This window comes from Atlanticothrix silvestris CENA357 (assembly GCF_016056295.1).
Classification (GTDB): domain Bacteria; phylum Cyanobacteriota; class Cyanobacteriia; order Cyanobacteriales; family Nostocaceae; genus Atlanticothrix; species Atlanticothrix silvestris.
This window is the reverse complement of the sequence record NZ_JAECZB010000049.1, coordinates 129,125-151,386: the sequence shown is the minus strand read 5'-3', so window position 1 is coordinate 151,386 and position 22,262 is coordinate 129,125. Positions and strand designations below refer to the sequence as shown.

At 42.0% G+C, this 22,262-nt stretch carries 19 protein-coding genes; 6 read left to right on the top strand and 13 right to left on the bottom strand.

What is annotated here, in order from left to right; genetic code table 11:
* Positions 1–10 precede the first annotated feature (10 nt).
* Positions 11–214 (top strand): hypothetical protein, encoded by a 204-nt coding sequence (locus I8751_RS16380; protein ID WP_214440202.1) that lies wholly within the window; start codon positions 11–13, stop codon positions 212–214.
* A gap of 6 nt (positions 215–220) precedes the next feature.
* Positions 221–634, top strand: coding sequence for an HNH endonuclease (locus tag I8751_RS16375; protein ID WP_214440201.1), 414 nt, complete (start codon positions 221–223; stop codon positions 632–634).
* A 321-nt stretch (positions 635–955) separates the two neighbouring features.
* On the opposite strand, the gene I8751_RS16370 is transcribed toward I8751_RS16375, so the two are convergent.
* The 12 genes from I8751_RS16370 to grpE form a co-directional block, all read right to left on the bottom strand.
* Positions 956–1,540, bottom strand: a complete 585-nt coding sequence (locus tag I8751_RS16370; RefSeq protein ID WP_214440200.1) for a hypothetical protein — start codon at positions 1,538–1,540, stop codon at positions 956–958.
* A gap of 27 nt (positions 1,541–1,567) precedes the next feature.
* On the bottom strand, positions 1,568–1,702 hold the full coding sequence (locus I8751_RS30445) for a hypothetical protein (protein ID WP_214440199.1): 135 nt from the start codon (positions 1,700–1,702) through the stop codon (positions 1,568–1,570).
* A 177-nt stretch (positions 1,703–1,879) separates the two neighbouring features.
* Positions 1,880–2,554 carry a response regulator gene (locus I8751_RS16360; RefSeq protein WP_214440198.1) on the bottom strand — a complete coding sequence of 225 codons (675 nt, stop codon included), beginning with the start codon at positions 2,552–2,554 and terminating at the stop codon, positions 1,880–1,882.
* 73 nt (positions 2,555–2,627) lie between these two features.
* A complete protein-coding gene (gene era, locus I8751_RS16355) occupies positions 2,628–3,602 on the bottom strand; it encodes a GTPase Era (protein ID WP_214440197.1) in 975 nt (324 codons plus the stop codon).
* 480 nt (positions 3,603–4,082) lie between these two features.
* Positions 4,083–5,210, bottom strand: coding sequence for a succinylglutamate desuccinylase/aspartoacylase family protein (locus I8751_RS16350; protein WP_214440196.1), 1,128 nt, complete (start codon positions 5,208–5,210; stop codon positions 4,083–4,085).
* A gap of 155 nt (positions 5,211–5,365) precedes the next feature.
* Entirely contained in the window at positions 5,366–6,955 is a 1,590-nt protein-coding gene (locus tag I8751_RS16345; RefSeq protein ID WP_214440195.1) for a glycoside hydrolase family 57 protein, read from the bottom strand.
* A gap of 420 nt (positions 6,956–7,375) precedes the next feature.
* A complete protein-coding gene (locus I8751_RS16340) occupies positions 7,376–8,125 on the bottom strand; it encodes a Uma2 family endonuclease (RefSeq protein WP_214440194.1) in 750 nt (249 codons plus the stop codon).
* Positions 8,126–8,217: 92 nt separating this feature from the next.
* Complete coding sequence (gene rsgA, locus I8751_RS16335) at positions 8,218–9,291, bottom strand: small ribosomal subunit biogenesis GTPase RsgA (protein WP_214440193.1); 1,074 nt, start codon at positions 9,289–9,291, stop codon at positions 8,218–8,220.
* A complete protein-coding gene (locus I8751_RS16330; RefSeq protein ID WP_214440246.1) occupies positions 9,288–9,545 on the bottom strand; it encodes a sulfurtransferase TusA family protein in 258 nt (85 codons plus the stop codon). The genes rsgA and I8751_RS16330 overlap by 4 nt, the downstream gene beginning before the upstream one ends.
* Positions 9,545–10,675, bottom strand: a complete 1,131-nt coding sequence (gene dnaJ, locus I8751_RS16325; RefSeq protein WP_214440192.1) for a molecular chaperone DnaJ — start codon at positions 10,673–10,675, stop codon at positions 9,545–9,547. The genes I8751_RS16330 and dnaJ overlap by 1 nt, the downstream gene beginning before the upstream one ends.
* A gap of 602 nt (positions 10,676–11,277) precedes the next feature.
* The gene (gene dnaK, locus I8751_RS16320) at positions 11,278–13,239 is read right to left on the bottom strand and encodes a molecular chaperone DnaK (RefSeq protein ID WP_214440245.1); all 1,962 of its coding nucleotides are present in this window, start codon (positions 13,237–13,239) and stop codon (positions 11,278–11,280) included.
* A 283-nt stretch (positions 13,240–13,522) separates the two neighbouring features.
* Positions 13,523–14,269, bottom strand: a complete 747-nt coding sequence (gene grpE, locus I8751_RS16315; protein ID WP_214440191.1) for a nucleotide exchange factor GrpE — start codon at positions 14,267–14,269, stop codon at positions 13,523–13,525.
* 509 nt (positions 14,270–14,778) lie between these two features.
* Here grpE and I8751_RS16310 point away from each other — a divergent pair.
* From I8751_RS16310 to I8751_RS16295, 4 genes are all read left to right on the top strand, one after another.
* A complete protein-coding gene (locus tag I8751_RS16310) occupies positions 14,779–16,791 on the top strand; it encodes a GspE/PulE family protein (RefSeq protein ID WP_214440190.1) in 2,013 nt (670 codons plus the stop codon).
* 140 nt (positions 16,792–16,931) lie between these two features.
* On the top strand, positions 16,932–18,056 hold the full coding sequence (locus I8751_RS16305; RefSeq protein ID WP_214440189.1) for a type IV pilus twitching motility protein PilT: 1,125 nt from the start codon (positions 16,932–16,934) through the stop codon (positions 18,054–18,056).
* A gap of 666 nt (positions 18,057–18,722) precedes the next feature.
* A complete protein-coding gene (locus tag I8751_RS16300; protein ID WP_214440188.1) occupies positions 18,723–19,946 on the top strand; it encodes a type II secretion system F family protein in 1,224 nt (407 codons plus the stop codon).
* Between the two features lie 100 nt (positions 19,947–20,046).
* Positions 20,047–20,604: a hypothetical protein gene (locus tag I8751_RS16295; RefSeq protein ID WP_214440187.1), complete on the top strand. Its 558-nt coding sequence runs from the start codon at positions 20,047–20,049 to the stop codon at positions 20,602–20,604.
* A gap of 6 nt (positions 20,605–20,610) precedes the next feature.
* Here I8751_RS16295 and bioU read toward each other — a convergent pair whose 3' ends face one another.
* A complete protein-coding gene (gene bioU / locus I8751_RS16290; protein WP_214440186.1) occupies positions 20,611–21,633 on the bottom strand; it encodes a (S)-8-amino-7-oxononanoate synthase BioU in 1,023 nt (340 codons plus the stop codon).
* Positions 21,634–22,262 lie beyond the last annotated feature (629 nt).

Genomic DNA, 22,262 nt, shown 5'->3' with positions numbered 1-22,262 from the left:
CTTAACCTCTATGCCCGAACTCATTGAGATCCCCGTTGAATTGACTCACTTTCAACTGCCTGAAGCTGTTCATGCTCGTCTTCAACTCTTACTAGATCGTCAAGACGCTGGTGAAACATTAACTCTATTAGAAAGGCAAGAGGCAGAGGGTTTAGTCGAATTAGCCGAGTTTTTATCTCTACTGCATTTGCGGTCACGAAGGGTTGCGAAGTAAAAATAGATGGTAACGATCCGTGCATCTTTCCGCCGATTAGTTATTCAGAGGGCAGAAAACTGTTGCGAGTATTGTGGTTTATCACAATTGGGGCAGGCGGCTACATTTCACATTGATCATGTGATTCCTGTAGTGGCAGGTGGCTCAACGACAGCAGATAATTTAGCACTTGCGTGCGTATCTTGCTCACTCTACAAAGGGGCAAAGCAAAACGTAGAAGACCCGGAAACGAGTCAAACTGTAATGATTTTTAACCCCCGTCAACAAGTTTGGAGGGAACATTTTTACTGGAGTGGTATTGAAGTTGTTGGGTTGACAGCGATGGGGCGTGCGACTGTCAATACTTTGAAACTGAATCGTGCAATCATACTGGCAATTCGGGCAGAGGAAAAATTGCTTGGCCGTCACCCACCACCATAGCAATCATCAGTTCAAGTCCCCACTAAAAAGCTTGAAGTAACGTCTCCAAAGAGAACTCAAGCCATCTAACATTGTTGCTCAGGGGCGTGAAAGATAATTTACAGTTCAAAACAGGGTAATGGATAAGCTGAGCGTCACTTGCAGCAAGTTGTTAGGTACCAAAATAGGAATGCTACAACCCCTAAATGGAGATATAACGCTTTGGAAACTTATGAAGTCACTTTCACAGATTATACTGACTACTCGTATCTTCCGCTTCTTCTTCGCAATACAATATGAACATGCCAAACATATATGAAAAAAATCATTGTCCCTAGCTACTTAAACTAGAAACCAGCTTCCAAAAGCCCGAAAAACTGCTTCTTTCCCAACTACCATAGGATGGTACTTTATAAAACATTCTGACTTTTCAGGTCTCGCCATCAAAACACTGCCAGGCTTAAACATACCGTTGATTTTTCCTATTGTTGTCAGAAGTGTAAAATCAATTACTTCACCTGAGTCGAGAGTTATCCACACATGTACATCTGACCCTTGAAATGCTTGCAATTCATTACTCATCCAAGACTTAAATTCTTCTTCTGTAAATTTGTACAGTGAGTCATTGATATTCTCGTCATAGAACCACCCAATTGTAACAAGTGCATTACAACTTATTACTTGAGTGATTATTTCAGAAATTTTTGTATGTACTGCTATGCATTGAGCAGATAGGTCTTCAAAAGACATATCATGATATCGCAAGAAATTCATCAAGGTATTGCTAATCTTTTCAATGGAATCCTTAGACCGTAAAAGCCTATCGTTAAACTTCCATTTGGGAATAGTAAAGCCTAATCTTTTCGTTCTTTCTAATGCCTCTTGAAATTCCTTCTGGTATGAATAATCCATTAATTTATAAATCAAATCCTTACTGTCAATCTAAATTCTAGATCAAAGCCAACTCACTTTTGGGTTTAGCAATTTTTTAAGAATCTGTTTACGGAATATTCGATTAGGGGAATTAATTTCAAACATCTCCGTTGCCCATAGCTCTTGTGCTGCAAGATACACAATATTAGCTTGCACTGGGTCAAGCCACAATTATAGTGGTTGCCATCTTGGTTAGGACAAGTCTGCTATAGATAGCTGTGACAGCCACCCTCTTACGATTTGCTCATGTCCTAAGCTGCCATTCATTTATGTAATTAACTCTGTCCAGGTACTTAACACTCGCGGACGAGGCTTTGATACTCGTGATTGAAATTAAACCAAACCTGAACGCAGTGCTACGACTGCTGCTTGCACGCGATCGTCTACTGCTAGTTTGTTCATAATTCCTCGGACGTGGGTTTTGACAGTGTTAGGACTGAGATAGAGTTTTTCGGCAATCTCTGGATTGCTTAATCCATCTACCATAAGCTTTAATACTTCTAACTCGCGCCCAGATAAGTTCGCAGTATTTCCCTTTGGTGTAGGGGGTTTGAGATTGTCAATCACTCGGCGCGCAATCTGGGGATCAAGGTAAGCTGCACCATCAACTGCGGCTGCGATCGCACTTAACAATCGCTCTACACTCGCACCTTTGATACAATACGCATCTGCACCACTAGAAAGTGCAGCAATAATTTCTGTCTCCGTTTGGTGAGATGTTAGCATCACTACATGAGTTTCTGGCAGTGCGGCTTTAATCTGTTGTGTTGCAGCAATACCATCGAGCCGCGGTAAGCCAATATCCATCACTACCAAATCAGGTTTTAATTTTAGTGCTGCTTGCACACCCAAATAACCATCTTCTGCTTGTCCTACAATCTCTAATTGCGGGTGAGCCATTAATGACTGTTCTAGTCCTAACTGCATCATCGGATCATCTTCAACAATTAGCACCCGCAATGGAGCATCTGTTGGCAGATTTAAAGGATGGCTGGTATCTGGATACATTTAAAACTATAAAGTATGAAGTTAAAAGTCAAGAATATAGAAATTTTTGACTTTTGACTCTGAATCAACTTGTTTATTCTTCCACGCGATAGCCCAATTCTGCCAACCTGACGCGAGAATGTCGCCATTTTGGTTGCACTTTGACGAACAGTTCTAGGTAGACTTTGCCAGAAATTAGTTTTTGAATTTGTTCGCGAGCTGCGCTACCAATTGCTTTAAGCATCGAGCCACCTTTGCCAATTAAAATTCCTTTTTGGGAATCTCTCTCGACGTGAATGGTAGCAAGTACACGGGTAATAGTTGGTGTTTCTTCTACTTGATCAATGGCGATCGCTACTGAATGAGGCACTTCTTCCCGCGTCAATAATAAAATCTGTTCGCGGATCAATTCGCCCATAATAAAGCGTTCTGGCTGGTCGGTTATTAAGTCTGGCGGATAATATAACGGCCCAGTTTCTAAACGTTCAATTAATAAATCTTGCAGCTGTGGCAATCCGTCACTAGTCTTGGCGGAAAATTTTACTATTGGCCAGTTGTTAGGTGTAGCTAACTGCTGATAACTATCATCGATGAATTGAGAATCTAGTGGTTGTTGATCGATTTTATTCAAACCCAAAATTACTGGTGTTTGGCTACGAATCAGCAAATCGGCAATATAGCGATCGCCTGTTCCACAAGCTACTGTTCCATCCACGACAAACAACACCACATCTACTGATTCAATCGCTATTTTGGCATTTTGCACCAGTACTTCCCCCAATTGATGATGGGGTTTATGAATTCCTGGTGTATCTACAAAAATTAACTGTGCCTCTGGTGTAGTTAAAATCCCTCGCAAACGATTACGTGTAGTTTGTGCTACTGGTGACGTAATAGCAATTTTTTGCCCGATTAATTGATTCATTAACGTAGATTTACCGACATTTGGACGACCAATAATGCCGATGAAACCCGATTTAAATTCAGGAGGAGCCTGGGGGATCAATACTTCTCCTGAAAAAGAGAAGACGTAATTATCAATACTATTCACCTTTGGCTCCACAGTCATATTTTGCAGATGATATAAGTTGGCTTTTTGTTAAGATACACAACAGACATAATTCACCCTGAGATCTTGCGGGGATTGCCTCTGTCTAAGTTTATCCACCATTAAATCTATTGAATTCCCATGTCCAAAAAGTAGAGGCAAGTATACATAACTATATTTTTTCCAGTTGCGGTTGATCTCGTTGTAGCAGATAAACCACACCCAGTAATGAATTAGCTATGTACCAAAATCTTTTGTGACAATTATGGAATGCATAACTAAGTATAGCGCATTTCATTCAAATTAGTGGTTTGCTCAAAGTGTCTTACTTAGTATTAAGTATTTCTTTCCCAACTTTAATAATATTTAGGTTCTCAACTGTCAATTTATACAAATAAACTCAGCTAATTATCTATAATTATTTGATGTAGATTGGTAGTTATAATTTAATTTTTTTCACTTCTTGATCATGATTATATTTTTCTATGTTAATGATAGAGTCTACTGAATAATTCCTAAAACAAATTCACCTTGATTCACTGCCTGATTAGTCGATATATCATAAACTAATCCATTTTGTTCAGCAAAAATATCTATAACAGTAGGTAATTTACTTTCTTTATTAAAACTCAGAATTTGATATAGCTGATCTCCAGTTTGAACTACACTACCTAGTTCGACTCTAGCCTGAATCATACCACCTGCGATCGCATAATATTTTTTTCTTTTGCTACTTGCAGCAAAAGTCATTTTATGATTGCTTTTACGCTCACTCAAACCAGGGATTTGCAGTACATTTTTTTGTACTAAATAATTTTTTATACCCTGTACACCTTTGGCAACAGAATTAAGATTTATCTGCATTCCCGCACCCAGTTCAAGAGTCCAAGCTTCGATATCAAATTTAATTTCTCTACCAAGCTGTTGAAAATAACCTTCCAGAGCTAACCAAGGTTTGATAAAAGCTTCATCAAAAGCATCCCCATCATATTTATCAAGTAAGATTCCGAAATCGAGGAGAAAGTATTTTGCACTTTCTTCTCTACTTTGGAAGTAATAAAGGTAATCTAAACCTTGATTTGTAGAACTGTGTAAATCTATCAAATAGTCTGCATCTAAACTAAGATTTTGTAGTTGGTAGCGAAAATGTTCAGTATAAGGAACGCTACTTGGAGAATGAATTTCTTCTAAAATTTCGGCAAATTTATCCTTAATTATAGCTAGATAATTTTTACGAATATCCTCCTTGTGATAATGAAATTGAGATTTGGTAAAAGCAACTAAATCATCAGCTTCTTTTTCGTAGTCCCAAAAAATACGGTTCCAGTCTTTTGCTTCGTAAACACAAAATCGCCCTGGAGAAAAATGCTGAGCGCGTTCATTAGTTCCCATAGGATTACAAACGGGAACTAACCAAATTTCACCAATTAAATCAGTCTCATTTAATGAGATAAAAAACTCGATTAGTTGATGAATAACAGCATTACCAGCAATTTCTGCACCATGTAAATTAGATTGAATATAAACCTTTTTGCCCGGTTGAGCGCCAATGAATTTGTACACTTGCAAAGACAAGCCATCGCCCGAAGCCATTTGACGTAAAGCAATAGTTTCAATAACTGGCAGCATAAGATAATTCGGTGATAATTTAAGTAAATTATGGTTGGATATTTACGTCACAATACCGTACCGTCTGTAGATGCGATTTATCGCGTCTGATAAAAATAACCCCCAAGTAATGAGACTGGGGGTTATGTTTATGTAAACCGAAATTTTAATTTTGATTACAACGGACGGTAAACACGATAGTTGATTTGGGGAAAGATATTGTCCATTAACTCTACTTTTTCCAACCAACCACTGTCAACTTTGCCGATTTTTACGTCTTCATAGAGTTTATTAAACCGCATTAAGTGCGATCGCGTCCGCCTGACAGCATAGGGTACCATTGTTCCTGTCCGCATAATAAACGCCCAGTCAGAAGATTGTGCTAATAAAAGTTCCCTTGCAGCTTGATTCAGCGCTTTCCACTGCAATTCATCTTCTGGTTCTAAATGAGCGATTTCAATCATGCGCTCGGTCGCTTTGTGTAAATGCGGGTAAATCCAGGCATTTGTCTCATTTAACCAATATTCGTGGAAACCCTTATAACCCCAACTCGATTGTGAAGGACGGCAGATTTGCTGAGTTGGTTCTGCCTTTAAATAATCTGCCAAATGGGTCATTGCATAAGTTCCTTGGTCATACCATGATTTACGGAACAAATAATCAATAAACCAAGGGCCTTCATACCACCAATGCCCAAATAGCTCTGCGTCGTAAGGCGAAACAATAATCGGCGGACGCTGCATGATCCCGTGGAGGTGTTCGGCTTGTCGCTCGCGATTATACATAAAATTGGCAGCATGTTCAGCCGCTTTTTCTCTTGCCCAATAAGGGTCATAGAGTGCCTTATCTGCCAATCCTAAACCACGTCCAGTAATTTTGTGATACTTAATGCCTGTATTTTTCCGCTGACCATTGGGCATGATGTAGGGCTTAATGTACTCATATTCTGCTTCCCAGCCCAAATCTTTGTAAAATTCTCGATATTCTGCTGCTCCAGGATAGCCCACTTCAGAAGACCATACTTGTTGCGAAGATTCATGATCTCGACCGAAGGCAGCAACACCAGTTTCTGTAAAAATTGGCGCATAAGTGCCAAACCGCGGACGCGGACGGGCATAAAGAATGCCATGCCCATCAGTGAGAAAATAACGCAACCCCGCATCAGCCAGCATTCGCTCCATGCCTTCGTAGTAGGCGCATTCCGGCAACCAAATACCTCTGGGTGCTTGTCCAAATGTTTGCTCGTAATGTTCACAAGCTACCTGAATTTGTGCCCACACAGCTTGCGGATACATCTTCATCAACGGCAAATAGCCGTGGGTAGCACCACAAGTGATAATTTCTAAATTGTTGGTGTCTTGGAACTGCTTAAAAGCTGTCACCAAATCACCGTTGTAGCGTTCCCATAGCTGACGCGCTTCGTTAAATTCAGTAGCGTAATGTTCGGCTAAATAACGAATATGCCCATTATGGACATTGCGTTCGGCTTCTAGCTCTACAAGTTCTTCTAGTTGGGCTAAGTGTATATCATAGCGTTCTTGCAGTAAGGGATCACGGAGCATTGACACTAGAGGCGGTGTCATACTCATCGTGATTTTAAAGTCAATGCCGTCTCGCTTTAAGCCCTCAAATACTTTCAGTAAGGGAATGTATGTTTCGGTGATGGCTTCATAAAGCCATTCTTCCTCCAGCACGTAGTCACTTTCTGGGTGACGAACGAAGGGCAAGTGTGCATGGAGTACAAGCGCGACGTAGCCGATAGCCATAGTGATTGTGGGGTAATACTTGTAAGTTGAAGGTTGGGGGGTTGGCAGAAATTAACAATATTTTAAGACTTTATCGGGATCGTAGCAGTATTTACTGATTTCTTTATAATTAATCTCGCTCTACACCAGAATACAGTGTTGAGTAGCCATAAAGTTAATCTCCCCATCTCTCAACTGCACCTCCTAAAGTTATCCTTATTCCTGCCTCGCTTTCTTAGTACATGTCTTGAAATTTTATCTAGAATCAGCTTGTTGGTGAAACTGAGATTGACGAGCGATCGCTAGGTTAGCAAAAAAAGCGCTGAACCTGAACATTCCATGCATCAGCTGCGAGTAATTCTAAGTCGGAGGTTGTCCAACGGACTTGATTAGGGAATGTTTGGTTCATAGCACTATTTTCCCCAAGCTTAATTAGAATATTTACTCAGGTTCAATGCCTGCGGCTCTTAGCTTTTGTGCTAATATTTCAGCCCGTTGACGTTCCTGTTCTAATTGTTGGTTGGCTTGCTGTAATTGTTGGTTGGTTTGCTGTAATTGTTGGTTGGTTTGCTGTAATTGTTGATTTGATTCCTCCTCTGGCAACATTACCATTTGCCCATCTGAGGTAAAAAAACGTAGTTTACCAGACTCGACTCCCAAATACAGCTCTAACTGCTGACTCCATAACCAACCATCAGCACTGGGTATCAGTTCTTGGTACTGACCATCAACTAAGTGAAATCCTTGTAATTCCCAGCTAACTGGGTCAAACCAGAAATAATCAGGAGTGCGAAATGTGTTCTGGTATATCTGCTTTTTCAGGCCTTTATCAACCGAGGCAGTGGAATCAGATAATAATTCTATAATCACATTTGGGTATTTCCCGTCTTCTTGCCACACAACCCAGCTTTTACGGTCTTTTTTTTCTGCATCTAAAACCACAAAAAAATCAGGACCTCGAAATTCTTCTGACTTTTTTTGGTTAGGACTAAAATAAATAGTCAAGTTGCCAGTAGCATAGAAGTCTTCATGATCGCGCCACCACCACTTAATGAGGCGAATTAGTAAATCGATTTGTTCGCGGTGTAAGTCAGATTCCAAGGGAGGTTCGTCACTGTAAATGTCACCTGGTGGAAAAATTATACTATCAGTGACATCAGCTTGAGATTTGCTGGCAAGAGATTGAGACATAGCGATGCCTACGGCGGTAAACTACGCACTTTTTTATCTCTATCCTATAGCGGTTTTCTTGTTGATGAAGTACACATTCTAGTCTCTAGCCCCTAGTCTTCGCTTTCTTGGTACAAATCTTGTAACGCTTGCAATTGAGTCTTGCGGGAAACTCGACGATATTTTTTACTTTCTAGCTTGGGTTCGTATTGACTTTGACCTTTGCCTTTAGATTTTAATTTCATGTTTGATTCGGGATCAGCTTGTTGATGCAGCTGAGTTTGACGAGCGATCGCTTCGTCTAAAAATTCCAAATAATGTTGATAGCGCTCCCAATCTCCCCGAACTACACAATCGGGTTCATCTCGATGCAAACAATCACTAAAGCGACAGTTCCCAACTGCTAACCTCTGTTTGACCTCTGGGAAATAATGAACTAATTCTTCTGGGGTACAATCCAAATCAGGCTGATTAAAACCAGGAGTATCTGCTAGTAAACCACCGTGAGGTAATTCAAATAATTCTACATGGCGGGTGGTATGGCGACCACGAGCTAATTTACCAGAAACTTCCCCCACGCGCAGGTTGGCATTGGGAATCAGTGCATTAATTAGACTAGATTTACCCACACCGGAAGGCCCAGCAATTACAGTAATTTTATTATTCAAATATTTGGCTACTTGGTCAATATTCATCTCATTTTTGACACTGATAAATAGCGGTTGATAACCCCAAGCAAGTAGGCGATCGCTAATTTCCTCTTTTACCTCTAGTGAAACCAAATCACTTTTATTCAGACACAAAAATACATCTAACTCAGTAGACTCAGCTTTAATTAAAAATCGGCTAAGTTGATAAGGTTCTAAAGGTGGGTCAGCAACAGCAAAAACCAGCAGAATTTGATTGGTATTGGCGATTGGTGGACGATCTAACTGAGTTTGACGCGGTATAACATCAGCGATCGCCCCTCGTCCTCCAGACCAATCTGGCTCTTCTATGACCACGCGATCGCCCACCATTACCTGTTGACCAATTTTTTTTAAGCGTGTTCTGCGGGTACATAAAAGAAAGGAAGAGCCAAGGGGAAAATTTATTTCTTGATTCCCTACATCCAACTGGACTTTGTAAAAATTTGCTTGTACAGCTACAACTGTACCCAACAACTGTCCATTAGGAGAAACTTTCATGAGGCAGTTGCAGGATGGCGTACTAACAAAGAAAAATAGCCAACACAATCTGTAATTTGTTCTACTTGATAACCTGCCATTACCAAGCTATCAGGAACTTGCTCAATTGGTTCTCCTGCATCTAACCATACTTCCAGTAAGCCTCCGGGCGGCATTTGCTCCAGACGTAGTTTTGTCCGTACAAAATTAATCGGGCACGGAGTGCCGCGCAAATCGAGTTGAGCATCGGGAGTTGAGAGGGCAGAGGGTTGCATCACTTAAACAAATTTCCCAAGAATCCTTCTAGACCACCCTTACCGGTGCGGTCTCCCTTAATTTTAGCCAGCTTTTCTAGCAACTCTCTTTCCTCTGGGATGATCTTGGTAGGAATATCAATTAACACTGTTAGCATGTGATCGCCCCGACTCACAGGATTCCCTAAGCGTGGTACACCGCGATTTTCCAGTTTCATTACCGTATTGGGCTGGGTTCCAGCGGGAATAATTAGCTCCACTGGCCCATCTACTGTATTTACTTCTAAACGACAACCTAAAATGGCTTGTAAGTAACTAACTTTGATTTCTGAGAGAACGTTGATTCCTTCTCGATGGAATTCTTCATCTTCATTCACAAACAAGTAAACGTACAAATCTCCAGGAGGCCCACTGCGTTGACCAGCATCACCTTCTTGAGAGATTCGCAAACGCGTACCATTATCTACCCCAGCCGGAATGGTAATTTTGAGTTTTTTGGTTACTTGATTAGTACCCTTACCATCACAAGCATCACATTTATCTTCGATTACCATGCCTGTACCATTACAGGTGGGACAAGTCGAAACTTGAGTGAAACTACCAAAAGGCGTTCTAGTAACGCGGCGGACTTGACCAGAACCGGTACAAGTTGCACAAGTGCGGGGGCGAGTTCCTGGTTTAGCACCAGATCCACTACAAACTTCACAATTTTCTAGATGTGAAATTCTAATTTCTTTTTCGCCGCCAAATACCGCTTCTCGAAAGTCTAACTTTAGGTCTAAGCGTAGGTCATCACCCCGCACCGGGCCGCTGCGCCGTCTTTGCGTTTGACCACCTACACCGCCACCAGCAAAGCCACTGAAAATACTTTCAAAGATATCGGCAAAGCCGCCCATGTCACCCATATCTTGGAAGCCGACACCAGCACCACCTGAGACACCTGCTTCACCAAAACGGTTATAACGCTCTCTGGTATCCGACTCGGAAAGAACTTCATAAGCGCGGTTAATTTCCTTAAAGCGTTCCTCCGCCCCCGGCTCTTTGTTCACATCTGGGTGATACTTCCGGGCTAAACGGCGATAGGCTTGTTTGATTTCTTCTTTATCGGCATCACGAGAGACACCTAGAATTTCGTAGTAGTCGCGGGCCATATAGCAAAGGTAAAAGTTAGAAGGAAGAAAGCAGAAGTTGATTCAGTCAAAAGAAGGATAGGCTTTCCCAAAGACTGGTAGATACCCAGAGGGCAGCTTAACAAAGACTAGGTAGCAAGGCAAAAGTTAATTTTTATTAATAATTGATTTTACCTTTTACCTTTTACAAATATCACTAACAAATTTTAGACAACAAGTGCTTTACTCGTGGAAAACGATAAAAGCTACCAAATTTAAAACCATAGGAAGCAGACCTTTGGATCTCTCACTGCCAAAACCCGTCTCCTTTACAATTGTGCTACGTAGAATGGGAAAACCTTGCTGATGAAATAGAGGGGCTAGCCGCACCAACAGGTGTGGAAAACCCCCCATACGCATTTGATTGCATTTGTATTGGTACACTATTTAGCCCACACCAGTTCGCTTCTACAATCTAGCAAACTGCTGGGGCATAAAACCATGTTTGTCATTCAAAGAGGAGACTAGGAGCTAGAGGCTAGGGACTAGGGGAGCAGAGGAGAAATGATTAAATAACTCTTGCTATTACCTATTGCCTATTGCCTATTGCCTATTGCCTATTGCCTATTGCCTATTGCCAATTACTAATCTATCGCTTCGTAATCTGCTTGTGCTGTACTTTCGTCATCAAAATCAAAGTTAAATTGTGGTATCAGCGTTCCATTCATGGGATGCTCCAAGTCTGAGGGCAACAAATTATCTGAAGCACCTTCAACTTCATCACTATTTTGCTCGTTGGCTTGGTTATAAACATCCGCACCAATAGCAAATAAAGTTTGTTGGAAATCATCCAAGCACTGTTGAAATTCTGAGAGCGAAATACTAGCGTTAGTCATTAAGGCTTGGAGTTGTGTAACTTTTTCATGGGCCAAGGCTTTCATCTGTTCGCCAATCAAGCTACCGTTATCCTTTAAGGTGGATTCGTAGCTAGACAAGAGATTATTCGCTTGGTTTTTGAGTTCAACTAATTCTTTGCGTCTTCTGTCATCGTCAGCAAATACTTCTGCCTCTTGTCGCATTCGTTCTACTTCATTGGTACTTAAACCACCTGTATTAGTAATCCGAATACTTTGCTCTCGACCTGTACCTTTGTCTTGAGCAGAAACTTTGAGGATACCGTTGACATCAATTTCAAAAGATACTTCTATTTGCGGCACGCCACGAGGAGCCGGGGGAATCCCTGCGAGTAGAAACTTGCCAAGACTCTTATTATCCCTGGACATAGCCCGTTCACCTTGGAGGATGTGAATTTCCACCGATATTTGTCCGTCAACTGCTGTGGAAAAAACTTGGGACTTACTGGTAGGAATGGTGGTGTTGCGTTCAATGATTTTAGTAAATACTTCTCCCAATGTTTCTATTCCCAAGGACAGCGGCGTGACATCCAATAGAAGGAGATTATCTACTTCACCACCCAAAACTCCAGCTTGAATAGCAGCTCCTAGAGCTACTGCTTCGTCAGGGTTGACAGAGCGATCGGGAGCTTTGCCATTAAAAAACTTGATCAGGGCGTTTTGGACTGCGGGAATACGAGTAGAACCACCTACCAAAATAATTCGATCTATATTTTGTGGTTTCAGGTCTGCATCCTTCAGCGCCTGGATCATGGGTTCGATGGTAGCTTCGATTAAATGCCCTGCTAATTCTTCAAATTTAGAGCGACTGAGTTCCATCTCCATGTGTTTCGGGCCTGTTTCATCGGCGGTGATGAACGGCAAGTTGATGGAAGTATTAGCCATGTTGGAGAGTTCAACTTTTGCCTTTTCTGCTGCTTCTCGCAGACGTTGCAGCGCCATTTTATCTTGAGAAAGGTCTAATTTCTCTTGTTGCTGGAAGCATTCAATCATCCAACGAACGATACAGTTATCAAAGTCGTCTCCACCCAATTGGTTGTTGCCACAAGTGGCCTTAACTTCAAAAACTCCATCTCCAAGTTGCAAGATTGATACATCAAATGTACCGCCTCCCAAATCGAAGACTAAAATGAGTTGCTCTTGGTCTTGCTTATCTAAGCCAAAAGCTAAAGCTGCGGCAGTTGGTTCGTTGATGATCCGTAAGACTTCTAGACCAGCAATAGTACCAGCATCTTTTGTTGCTTGTCTTTGGGCATCTGTGAAATATGCTGGTACGGTAATTACTGCTTGAGTGACGGTTTCGCCCAAGAAATTTTCCGCATCCTGCTTGAGCTTTTGCAGGATCATGGCAGATATTTCTTGCGGTGTGTAGTTACGTCCGCGAATTTGGACATCTACAGTATCGTCTCTACCTTTAACACAGCCATAAGGTACGCGATCGCGTTCTGTGTCAGTATCATCCCAGCGGCGACCGATGAATCGCTTGATACTGTAGATTGTGTTTTCAGCATTAGTTACGGCTTGGCGTTTTGCCAGCTGACCGACCAAGCGATCGCCACCCTTGCCAAATCCCACAATACTAGGAGTGGTTCGTCCGCCTTCAGAACTAGCAATCACAATCGGTTGACCACCTTCTAAAACAGCGACGCAACTGTTAGTTGTGCCTAAGTCGATCCCAATAACTTTTCCCATACTTACAGTATTTGTACTGAATGCTTCTGCCGTGATGTTTCGCGGACTATCTTTTTTGTATGGGCTAAAGCGTAGGGCAACCACCGTGTAAATACTGTTATCAGCAGTTGCAACACATAAAGTTACCCTAGGGTTAGCTAGTGTTTAGAGACACGCATCCCCTATCAAAAAACAGGCTGTTAAAGTTTGATAAACCTCAACAGCCATCTGCTTGTAGAGATATGCGATACTCGCCTTGGCTAAAACCTAGGTACTTTTGGTCAAAAAAGCGAGCAACTACAGCTTAAGTGTCAGTTGGACTCGACTGATTTTCCTGTGCAGGTAGCATATCCTCCTTAGGAGCAGCCACTTTGACCATTGCATGGCGCAGCACGCGATCGCCCAAATAATATCCGCGTACTAACTCTTCTAACACTGTTCCTTCCGGATGTTCATCCGTAGGTTCCCGCATTACTGCTTCATGGAGGTTGGGATCAAATTCTTGACCTTCAGGACGCATTGGTGAAACGCCTAAGCGTTTGAGGCTATCCACCAATTGTTTGTAGACACCTTGATAACTTTTGTGCATTGTCATCTCACCTTCACTTTGAGGCTTGAGATGCGATCGCGCCCGTTCAAAATTATCAACTATTGGCAGTAATTCCAGAATTGTGTTCCGCTTTACCTGTGCGTCCAATTCTTCTTTTTCTTTTTGTGTGCGTTTGCGGTAATTTTCAAAATCTGCCGCAATCCGCATATATTGAGTGCTGCGTTCTTCTAGTTGAGTTTTCAAAGACTCAACTTGTTGAGTTAATGCTGCCAAAGCTGCTGTTTCTACTTCAGCCTTCTCAGTTGCAGCGATGCCATCGTCTTGTGTAAGTATCGTATCTCCCGATACATTATTTTGGGCTGCCACTTGCTCAGTAACCTCGCTGCCAGATTCGTTGGAGTTTATTGGGGCTGGGGAGTCACTCATCATTACTTGCTTTACCTCTGTTGGTTCACCCAATTGCTGGCTTGTATTGTTTACTTGTTTATTTTCATCCATCATTATCTATTCATTCCAGATACTGTTTATGGCAGCACTTCACCACAGCTTATAACCGTTGCTATGCAAGCGTTACAAGTGAGGCTAATTTTTTACTGACATTTTCCTGGAAGTGATGTCAACGTCTTCTTATTGTGACAAATGGTGAACGCGTTAGTATATATGCCTTTGGGGCGGGAACCCGAACGAGTCCGACTGCTCCCAAAGTCAGGCTTTTGAGCGAATGGCACTGGTTGTCTTTCGCTCCTCATAATTGGTCATAAGTCAATTTTTTAACGAGTTACTACTTAAAATTTAACCATTAATCAATTAGCAATATCCCATAAACAATCTTGGGAAAAAATTAAAGGGTAAAGATAAAAGGGATGAAGTTTTTAGGCATAGGAATCGGGGGGAGTCACAAATGCCCAATATTCCACCGCTCTCTATGAATTCGCTAAGTGTAAATGCAAATTTTGTGCTTCAGCCTGGGAATACTTTAACCAGAGGTTTTCCCTATTCATTGCTCATTTATGACTTACTCGTCACCACAACGGCGCAGTACCGCTCTAACTACAAGAACAGAGTTTTCGCCCTTCGGCAACAAGCTAGTACAGTCTGGCTTTGTCAATACCGAACAAATGAGGCAGGCGCTGATTGAAAGTCGCAAGTCTGGCAGACCCCTGACAGAAGTGTTGGAGTCGCTTACTGGACAGCAACTATCACCTGAGTTCCTCAGGCAGTATAAGAAACAGCAGCTATTTGAACTTAAAATACTATACGGCGTTGAATTCCTCGATCCGGAAGTCAATGACGTTGGCAACACGATGGTGGGGAACCTGATTGAAACCCTGATCCCCGTAGATATTTGTCGTCGTCATCGCTTGGTGCCACTATCGAAAAATGAAGACCAAAACCCACCCTACGTTTTAGTGGCAATGGTCGATCCGGATAATCTAGAAGCTTCGGATGATTTGAACCGCATCTTGCGCCCCCAAGGCTTGGCATTGCAGCGCATGGTGATCACGCAAGAAGATTATCAGCAGCTCATCAATCAATATTTGGATGAGTTGGCTGTGCGGCAAAAGCATCTGGAACAAGAAAAGTTTACAGATATTAATCAGGACTTAGAAAATCTCGGCAGTCTTGATATCCAGGATGCTCCCGACGAAATGGAGGCTGACCTCGGTTCAGCAATGAAGGGTGCGGAGGATGCTCCAGTCATTAACCTCGTCAACCGAATCCTGGCTAAAGCTTTGCATGAGAAGGTTTCTGATATTCACATCGAACCACAAGAAGAAAACTTACGCATTCGCTTTCGCAAAGATGGGGTATTGCGTGAAGCTTTTGATCCCCTGCCGAAAAAAATCATCCCGGCGGTGACAGCTCGATTTAAAATCATCTCCAACTTAGATATTGCCGAACGGCGTTTACCTCAAGACGGACGTATCCGACGGATGTTTGAGGGACGGAAAGTAGACTTCCGTGTAAATACTTTGCCCAGTCGCTATGGGGAAAAAGTAGTACTGCGGATTTTAGATAACTCCTCCACTCAACTGGGATTAAATAAGTTAATTACCGATCCGGAGACATTACAGATTGTCCAGGATATGGTGTCTAAACCTTTCGGTCTAATTTTGGTGACTGGGCCGACTGGTTCAGGAAAAACAACCTCGCTGTATTCAGCACTCTCAGAAAAGAATGATCCTGGAATTAATATTAGTACTGTAGAAGACCCAATTGAATATAGTTTGCCAGGGATTACTCAAGTACAAGTGATTCGGGAAAAAGGACTAGATTTTGCAACGGCGTTGCGGGCATTTTTGCGACAAGATCCGGATGTGTTGCTTGTAGGTGAAACGCGGGACAAAGAAACAGCAAAAACAGCAATTGAGGCTGCCTTAACTGGTCACTTAGTATTAACTACCTTACACACAAATGATGCCCCAGGAGCGATCGCCCGTCTAGGAGAAATGGGCATTGAACCATTCATGGTTTCTAGCTCCCTAATTGGTGTTTTGGCACAACGCTTGGTGCGGCGTGTATGTTCCGATTGCCGCATTCCCTATACCCCCACTGTTGAAGAATTGGCTCGTTATGGTCTATCTGCTTCCCAAGATGTGGGAGTAACCTTCTACAAAGCTAACAGCCTGACATCAGAGAGCCTTGCAGAAGCCAAAACCAAAAATCAGGTATGCCCGGCATGTAATGGCGTTGGCTACAAAGGACGTTGTGGTGTTTATGAAGTTATGCGCGTCACTGAAAATCTGCAAACTCTCATCAACCAAGAAGCACCAACAGAACGCATTAAAGAAGTAGCTGTGGAAGAAGGTATGAAAACCTTGTTGGCTTACAGTTTGGACTTAGTACGCCAAGGTGCTACCACCCTTGAAGAAGTAGAACGGGTGACGTTTACCGACACAGGTTTAGAAGCAGAGTTAAAAGCCAAACGCAAGAGTGGCCTAACCTGCCGAACTTGTGATGCCACACTACAACCAGAATGGCTGGATTGTCCTTATTGTATGACATCTCGTTTTCAAGATTAGTCAGTGGTCAGTGGTCAGTGGTCAGTGGTCAGTGGTCAGTAGTCAGTGGTCATTAGTCAGTGGTCATTAGTCAGTAGTTAATAGAAAAACAACTGACAACTGACAACTAACAACGAACAATTAACAAAGGAAGTAGAACTATGGAAATGATGATTGAAGACTTGATGGAGCAGATGATTGAGATGGGTGGCTCGGATTTACATTTATCCGCAGGTTTGCCTCCCTACTTCCGTATTAGTGGCAAACTCACCCCTATAGGCGACCAGATATTGAGTGCCGACCAGTGCCAAAGACTAATTTTTAGTATGCTCAACAATACTCAGCGTAAAACCTTAGAGCAGACTTGGGAGTTGGATTGTTCTTATGGTGTTAAAGGTTTAGCTCGTTTCCGGGTCAATGTTTATAAAGAGCGTGGTGCTTACGCTGCTTGTTTACGGGCGCTAAGTTCTAAAATTCCTAATTTTGAAAAATTAGGTCTGCCAGATGTGGTGCGGGAAATGTCAGATAAACCCAGAGGACTGATTCTGGTGACAGGCCCTACAGGTTCCGGTAAGACAACTACCTTAGCGGCAATGATTGACTTGATTAACCGTACCAAAGCAGAGCATATTTTAACGGTGGAAGACCCGATTGAATTTGTCTATGAACCCATCAAAAGTTTAGTCCACCAGCGGCAGTTGGGTGAAGATACTAAGAGTTTTGCTAATGCTTTGAAAGCAGCTTTGCGGGAAGATCCAGATATTATTTTGGTAGGGGAAATGCGGGATTTGGAAACGATTTCGTTGGCGATTTCGGCAGCAGAAACAGGACACTTAGTATTTGGTACACTGCACACCAGTTCTGCTGCACAGACCGTTGACCGGATTATTGATGTTTTCCCCCACGAAAGACAAACTCAAGTACGGGTGCAATTATCTAACTCATTAGTGGCGGTATTTAGCCAAACTCTAGTATCTAAGAAAAACCCTAAACCAGGTGAATATGGTCGGGTAATGGCTCAAGAAATTCTGATTGTGACTCCTGCTGTTTCTAACTTGATTCGAGAAGGTAAAACATCTCAAATTTACTCAGCTATTCAAACTGGTGGCAAGTTAGGGATGCAAACTCTGGAGAAAGTTTTAGCTGATTTGTATAAAGCTGGAACTATCTCTTTTGAAGCAGCAATGTCTAAGACTTCCAAGCCAGATGAAATCCAACGTCTTATCGGTACCGTTACGCCACCAGCAGGGGCAAAACCCGGTGTAGGGGCAGCTAAAGCACATTAAATGAAGTTTCTTACTCTGTGCTTCTGTGGTTAAATACAAGATTTTTGAACAGCACAGACGCAGCGAAAAGTTGTCAGGAGGAGCCACTGCTTTGGGCGGGTTCCCAAGGCACTCCGTTGGGAAGACACTGCGTTGTGGTGCTATCCATTACCCGGATCTTTCTCAACATTTGCGACAGTATTCACTCACGCTTTCTGTAACCCTGATTCGTTCGTCTTTAATTCTCAATAAAAACCCAATTTTAGCGAGAGTATTAAAAAGTAATTTGTCAAGTATGTCTCATGCTTCAGTGTTTAAAATACTTACAAAACAAGCGTTTCAAGATTGTAAAGAAAGATGTGACTAATGGATAGGTTGTGGTGAGGGGGTCGCAGTCTTGGCGGTTCCCGTTGATTGCGAACCCCCGAACCTGAAAGGGGGTTCCCACGCCACTTGCTCTACTTGGGGAAACCCCAAGACCGCAGTGGCTCCCCGTTGTAGCAAGTGTCGTCGGCTATGCCGACTTGAAGGAAGTGCCGCCGACTTGTAGCAAATGGCGTTGGTTTCCCTCCGTAACAAATTTTTCAAGACAGAGGACACAGAGAGAAAAAACAGATATGACAAGTCATTCTTTTGGGGACTTGATGAAAAATTTTTGACTGTTAACTATTTTGAATTTTTAAATCCATGCCAACCTACGTTGCTCGTATTCGAGATCCACAAGGAAAATCTAGAACAGAAAAAATTGTTGCTGAATCTTTGGCGCAAGCCCGTACTAATCTTAGAGACCAAGGTTTTGTAGTTCAAGAACTTAAACAATCTTTGGGCTTTCAGGGAAGTTTTGACTTACAAAAAATTCAAAATTCTTTCGTTAAAGTTTCTATTAAGGACAAAGCGGTTTTCTCTCGTCAACTCGCTACTTTGGTGAATGCGGGAGTGGCAATTGTCAGAGGTTTAGGTGTACTGTCTGATCAGTGTACTAACCCTAAACTGAAACAAGCTCTAATTGATATTAGCAATGATGTTCAAAGCGGAGTTAACCTTTCTGACTCCATGCGTAAGCATCCTGATTGCTTTGATGGTTTGTATGTCAGTATGATTCAAGCTGGTGAAGTTGGTGGTGTACTTGACGAAGTGCTAAATCGTTTAGCTAAGTTATTAGAGGATGTGGCCCGTTTACAAAACCAAATTAAATCAGCGTTAGCTTATCCAGTTGTCGTAGGTATTTTGGCAACCGGTATCTTTGTCGGTATGACTGTTTTTCTCATTCCTATTTTTGCTAAAATTTTCCAAGATTTGGGAACAGAGTTGCCTGCACTAACGCAATTTTTGATGACTTGTAGTGAGATTTTAAGAAGTTGGAAAGTAGGAGTTCTGATCGCTGGTATTGTCGGATTTAGAATTGCTTACACGCAGTATTATAAAACCCATGTTGGTCGCGAAACAATTGACCGTCTTTCTTTAAAAATGCCTTTGTTTGGTGATTTGATTCAAAAATCTTCTGTTGCCCGTTTTAGTCGCACCTTTGGAGCCTTAGCCCGTTCAGGTGTACCAATTCTGACTTCTTTAGAAATTGTACGAGATACATCAGGAAACCAAGTAGTTGCCAATGCCATAGATGCAGCGCGTTTAGAAATTCAACAAGGAGGCATGATTAGTATTGCTTTGCAAAAAGATAAAGTTTTTCCTGCTATGGCAATTCAAATGATTAGTATTGGGGAAGAAACTGGAGAAATAGATGCCATGTTGATGAAAATTGCCGACTTCTATGAAGATGAAGTTGAGCAAGCAGTAAAAGCATTAACTAGCGTTTTGGAACCAATTATGATTTTGGTTCTAGGAGGCATGGTTGGTACAATTTTGATGGCAATGTATCTGCCTCTGTTTAAGGTATTTGAAAAGCTAGGATAAATAAAGGATGAAAGTTAAAGGATGAAAAATTAAATAATTTATACTTCATCCTTTTTCGATTGGAGACGCTACAAAAACACACTTCATCCTTTCGAAAATTATGCCTGTACAAAAATCTCACTATGAAGCTAGTTTGGCAGAATATAGCCATCATTTGGCTGCGATCGCATTATTAAAACAACACCGACCATACTTGGAAATGATTCCTAGTCTACGTCGTCCAGATGACAGTGTGATCACTATTCCCTTGCCAATTGTCCGCTTCCGTCAAACTGAGACAACAGCTCCACAGGCGACTTGTTTACCCTGTGATGTGGCAATTTTAATGTGTGACCCAGAATGGAAAATTAAAACTGGTGCTGAAATTTTAGTTTTTATTCATCGTCACTACGAAGACTTTTCTGATTTGTTAGGACGTTGGCGACAAACACAGGTTTTATTAGATCAAGATTATGAGTGGCTGATGCCTCCCCGTCACAGCCATATTTTAAGTGAAGGGGCTAATACTATATATCCTCTATTTGTGATTTTCGCTGAGACATCAGAACGTATTCAGCGAGGTCTTGTAGGTGCGGAACTGCCATTTGTAATGCAAACACCTTCATTGCTATTTGAGGAAGAGATTAGGGATGAAGAGGGGCTAGAGGCTAGCCCCTAGTCTTTCTTACTTCACAAACTGGGGCATAATTTCGGCTGCTGTGAATATGCCATAGATGCCGCGCTGGTGCAATTGTCTACCAGCTTTGAGATAACCAAAGGCAGGGCCGCAAACATTCGCTGCCATACTGGTTTCATCACCTAGTGTAAAGGTATGGGTGGAAATTTTGCCTTCAAAGGTGCGCCCTGTTACCTTAACGTTGGTGCTGAGGGGTTTTTTGGGATTGCGAGTATCGACTACACCACCAACAGTAACGCGATCGCGATCGCAAATTCCCGCAAACTCTAGCATTACATCATCGGCATGTTCCATATTTTCTAGAGTTAACACACCATTAGTTTTATCTAGTAGGGCTTCTACTTCTGCGTCAGTCATCGCCCTGGCAGTTTCTACTGTATAACCAGGTATATGACCAATGTCTTCTCGAACAGTGGCGCGGTAAGCTTCCCAGTTGGCTATTCCTACCCCAAAGGTAATCTCTACTTTGTGAATTTCAGCATAGCTTTGAGCTGCTAAAGCGGCGGCGGCGGTTAACAATCCAGGTGTAGCCCCACATCCTGTCATGTAGGTAATGCCGGCTGCTTGCAATTCTTCTTTCATCGCTAATAGCTGTTCTACGGCACTAGTGCGCTTAATTGCATCTACTAGCACTCCACGCCAACCAGCTTTGATAAACTCTTTGGCAACAGAAGGAATAAAGTCATTTGGCAAGTTGGGTAAAGCCAAAAAATACCCATCGACAGGTTGTGCGCTGGCGATTAAATCCTGAATACTATCATTTGTTAATGTACCAACTGGTTCTAAATAACCTACCGAACCTTGGGACTGGTACGTTGCAATGCATTCTTGAGTATTTAATCCTTCAGCGGCGTAAGCATAGCCTTTTTGATCTGCTGCTGCGACTAAAATCATTTCCCGTTTAGGAGACAGGACTCTGGCTGCTGCTTGTCCTAATCCGCCGAAACCCAGTACTCCGACGCGGATAGCTGGCGAAAAATTTGGAGAACCTTTGACTTGTTCTAAGTTCATAGTCAATTAGTTGAGTTGATTAAAAGCCTTCAGTATTCACCATCTCAGCTTGCGGCTTGTGGCTGATAGCTAAAAGCTACCGAGGTTAATTATGATTCATTATCCTGGGATCTTTGGCTTCCAGATGTGTTTTTTTGTCAAAAACTCTTGGTTAGTGATTTAGGCTAAAGTGAGATAGTACCCGTATTAATACTGGTCTATATTTAGTAATAATTATGCTTCAGTAGTCTTGTATGACGCACCAGATTAGGAAAAATTAATCTATGAGTTTGGAAGATATTGCTGATAAAGCCGTTGAAAGTTGCTGTGGGAGCTATTGGATACGGAATATACAAATTCTTCGGCGGTGGTAAAGGCAAATAGTATTAACAGCGATCGCCTATTTTGATGATCAGGGCAATATTTTAATAGATATAGTAGAGTGCGATCGCAGTAAATAATTAAAATATGATGCTATTAACATTACACATTGTTTACAGTGATCTTAGCCTTTTTAGTGATAACTACTGTCTTTGCTAAAATTGGCGTATTAATTAAGACTTTACTGGATTATCTACAAGTAAGTAATTCGCTAAACGGGCTTTTAAATTATGTTCTCAGTGTTAACCACAAGCGATCGCAGCATCCTA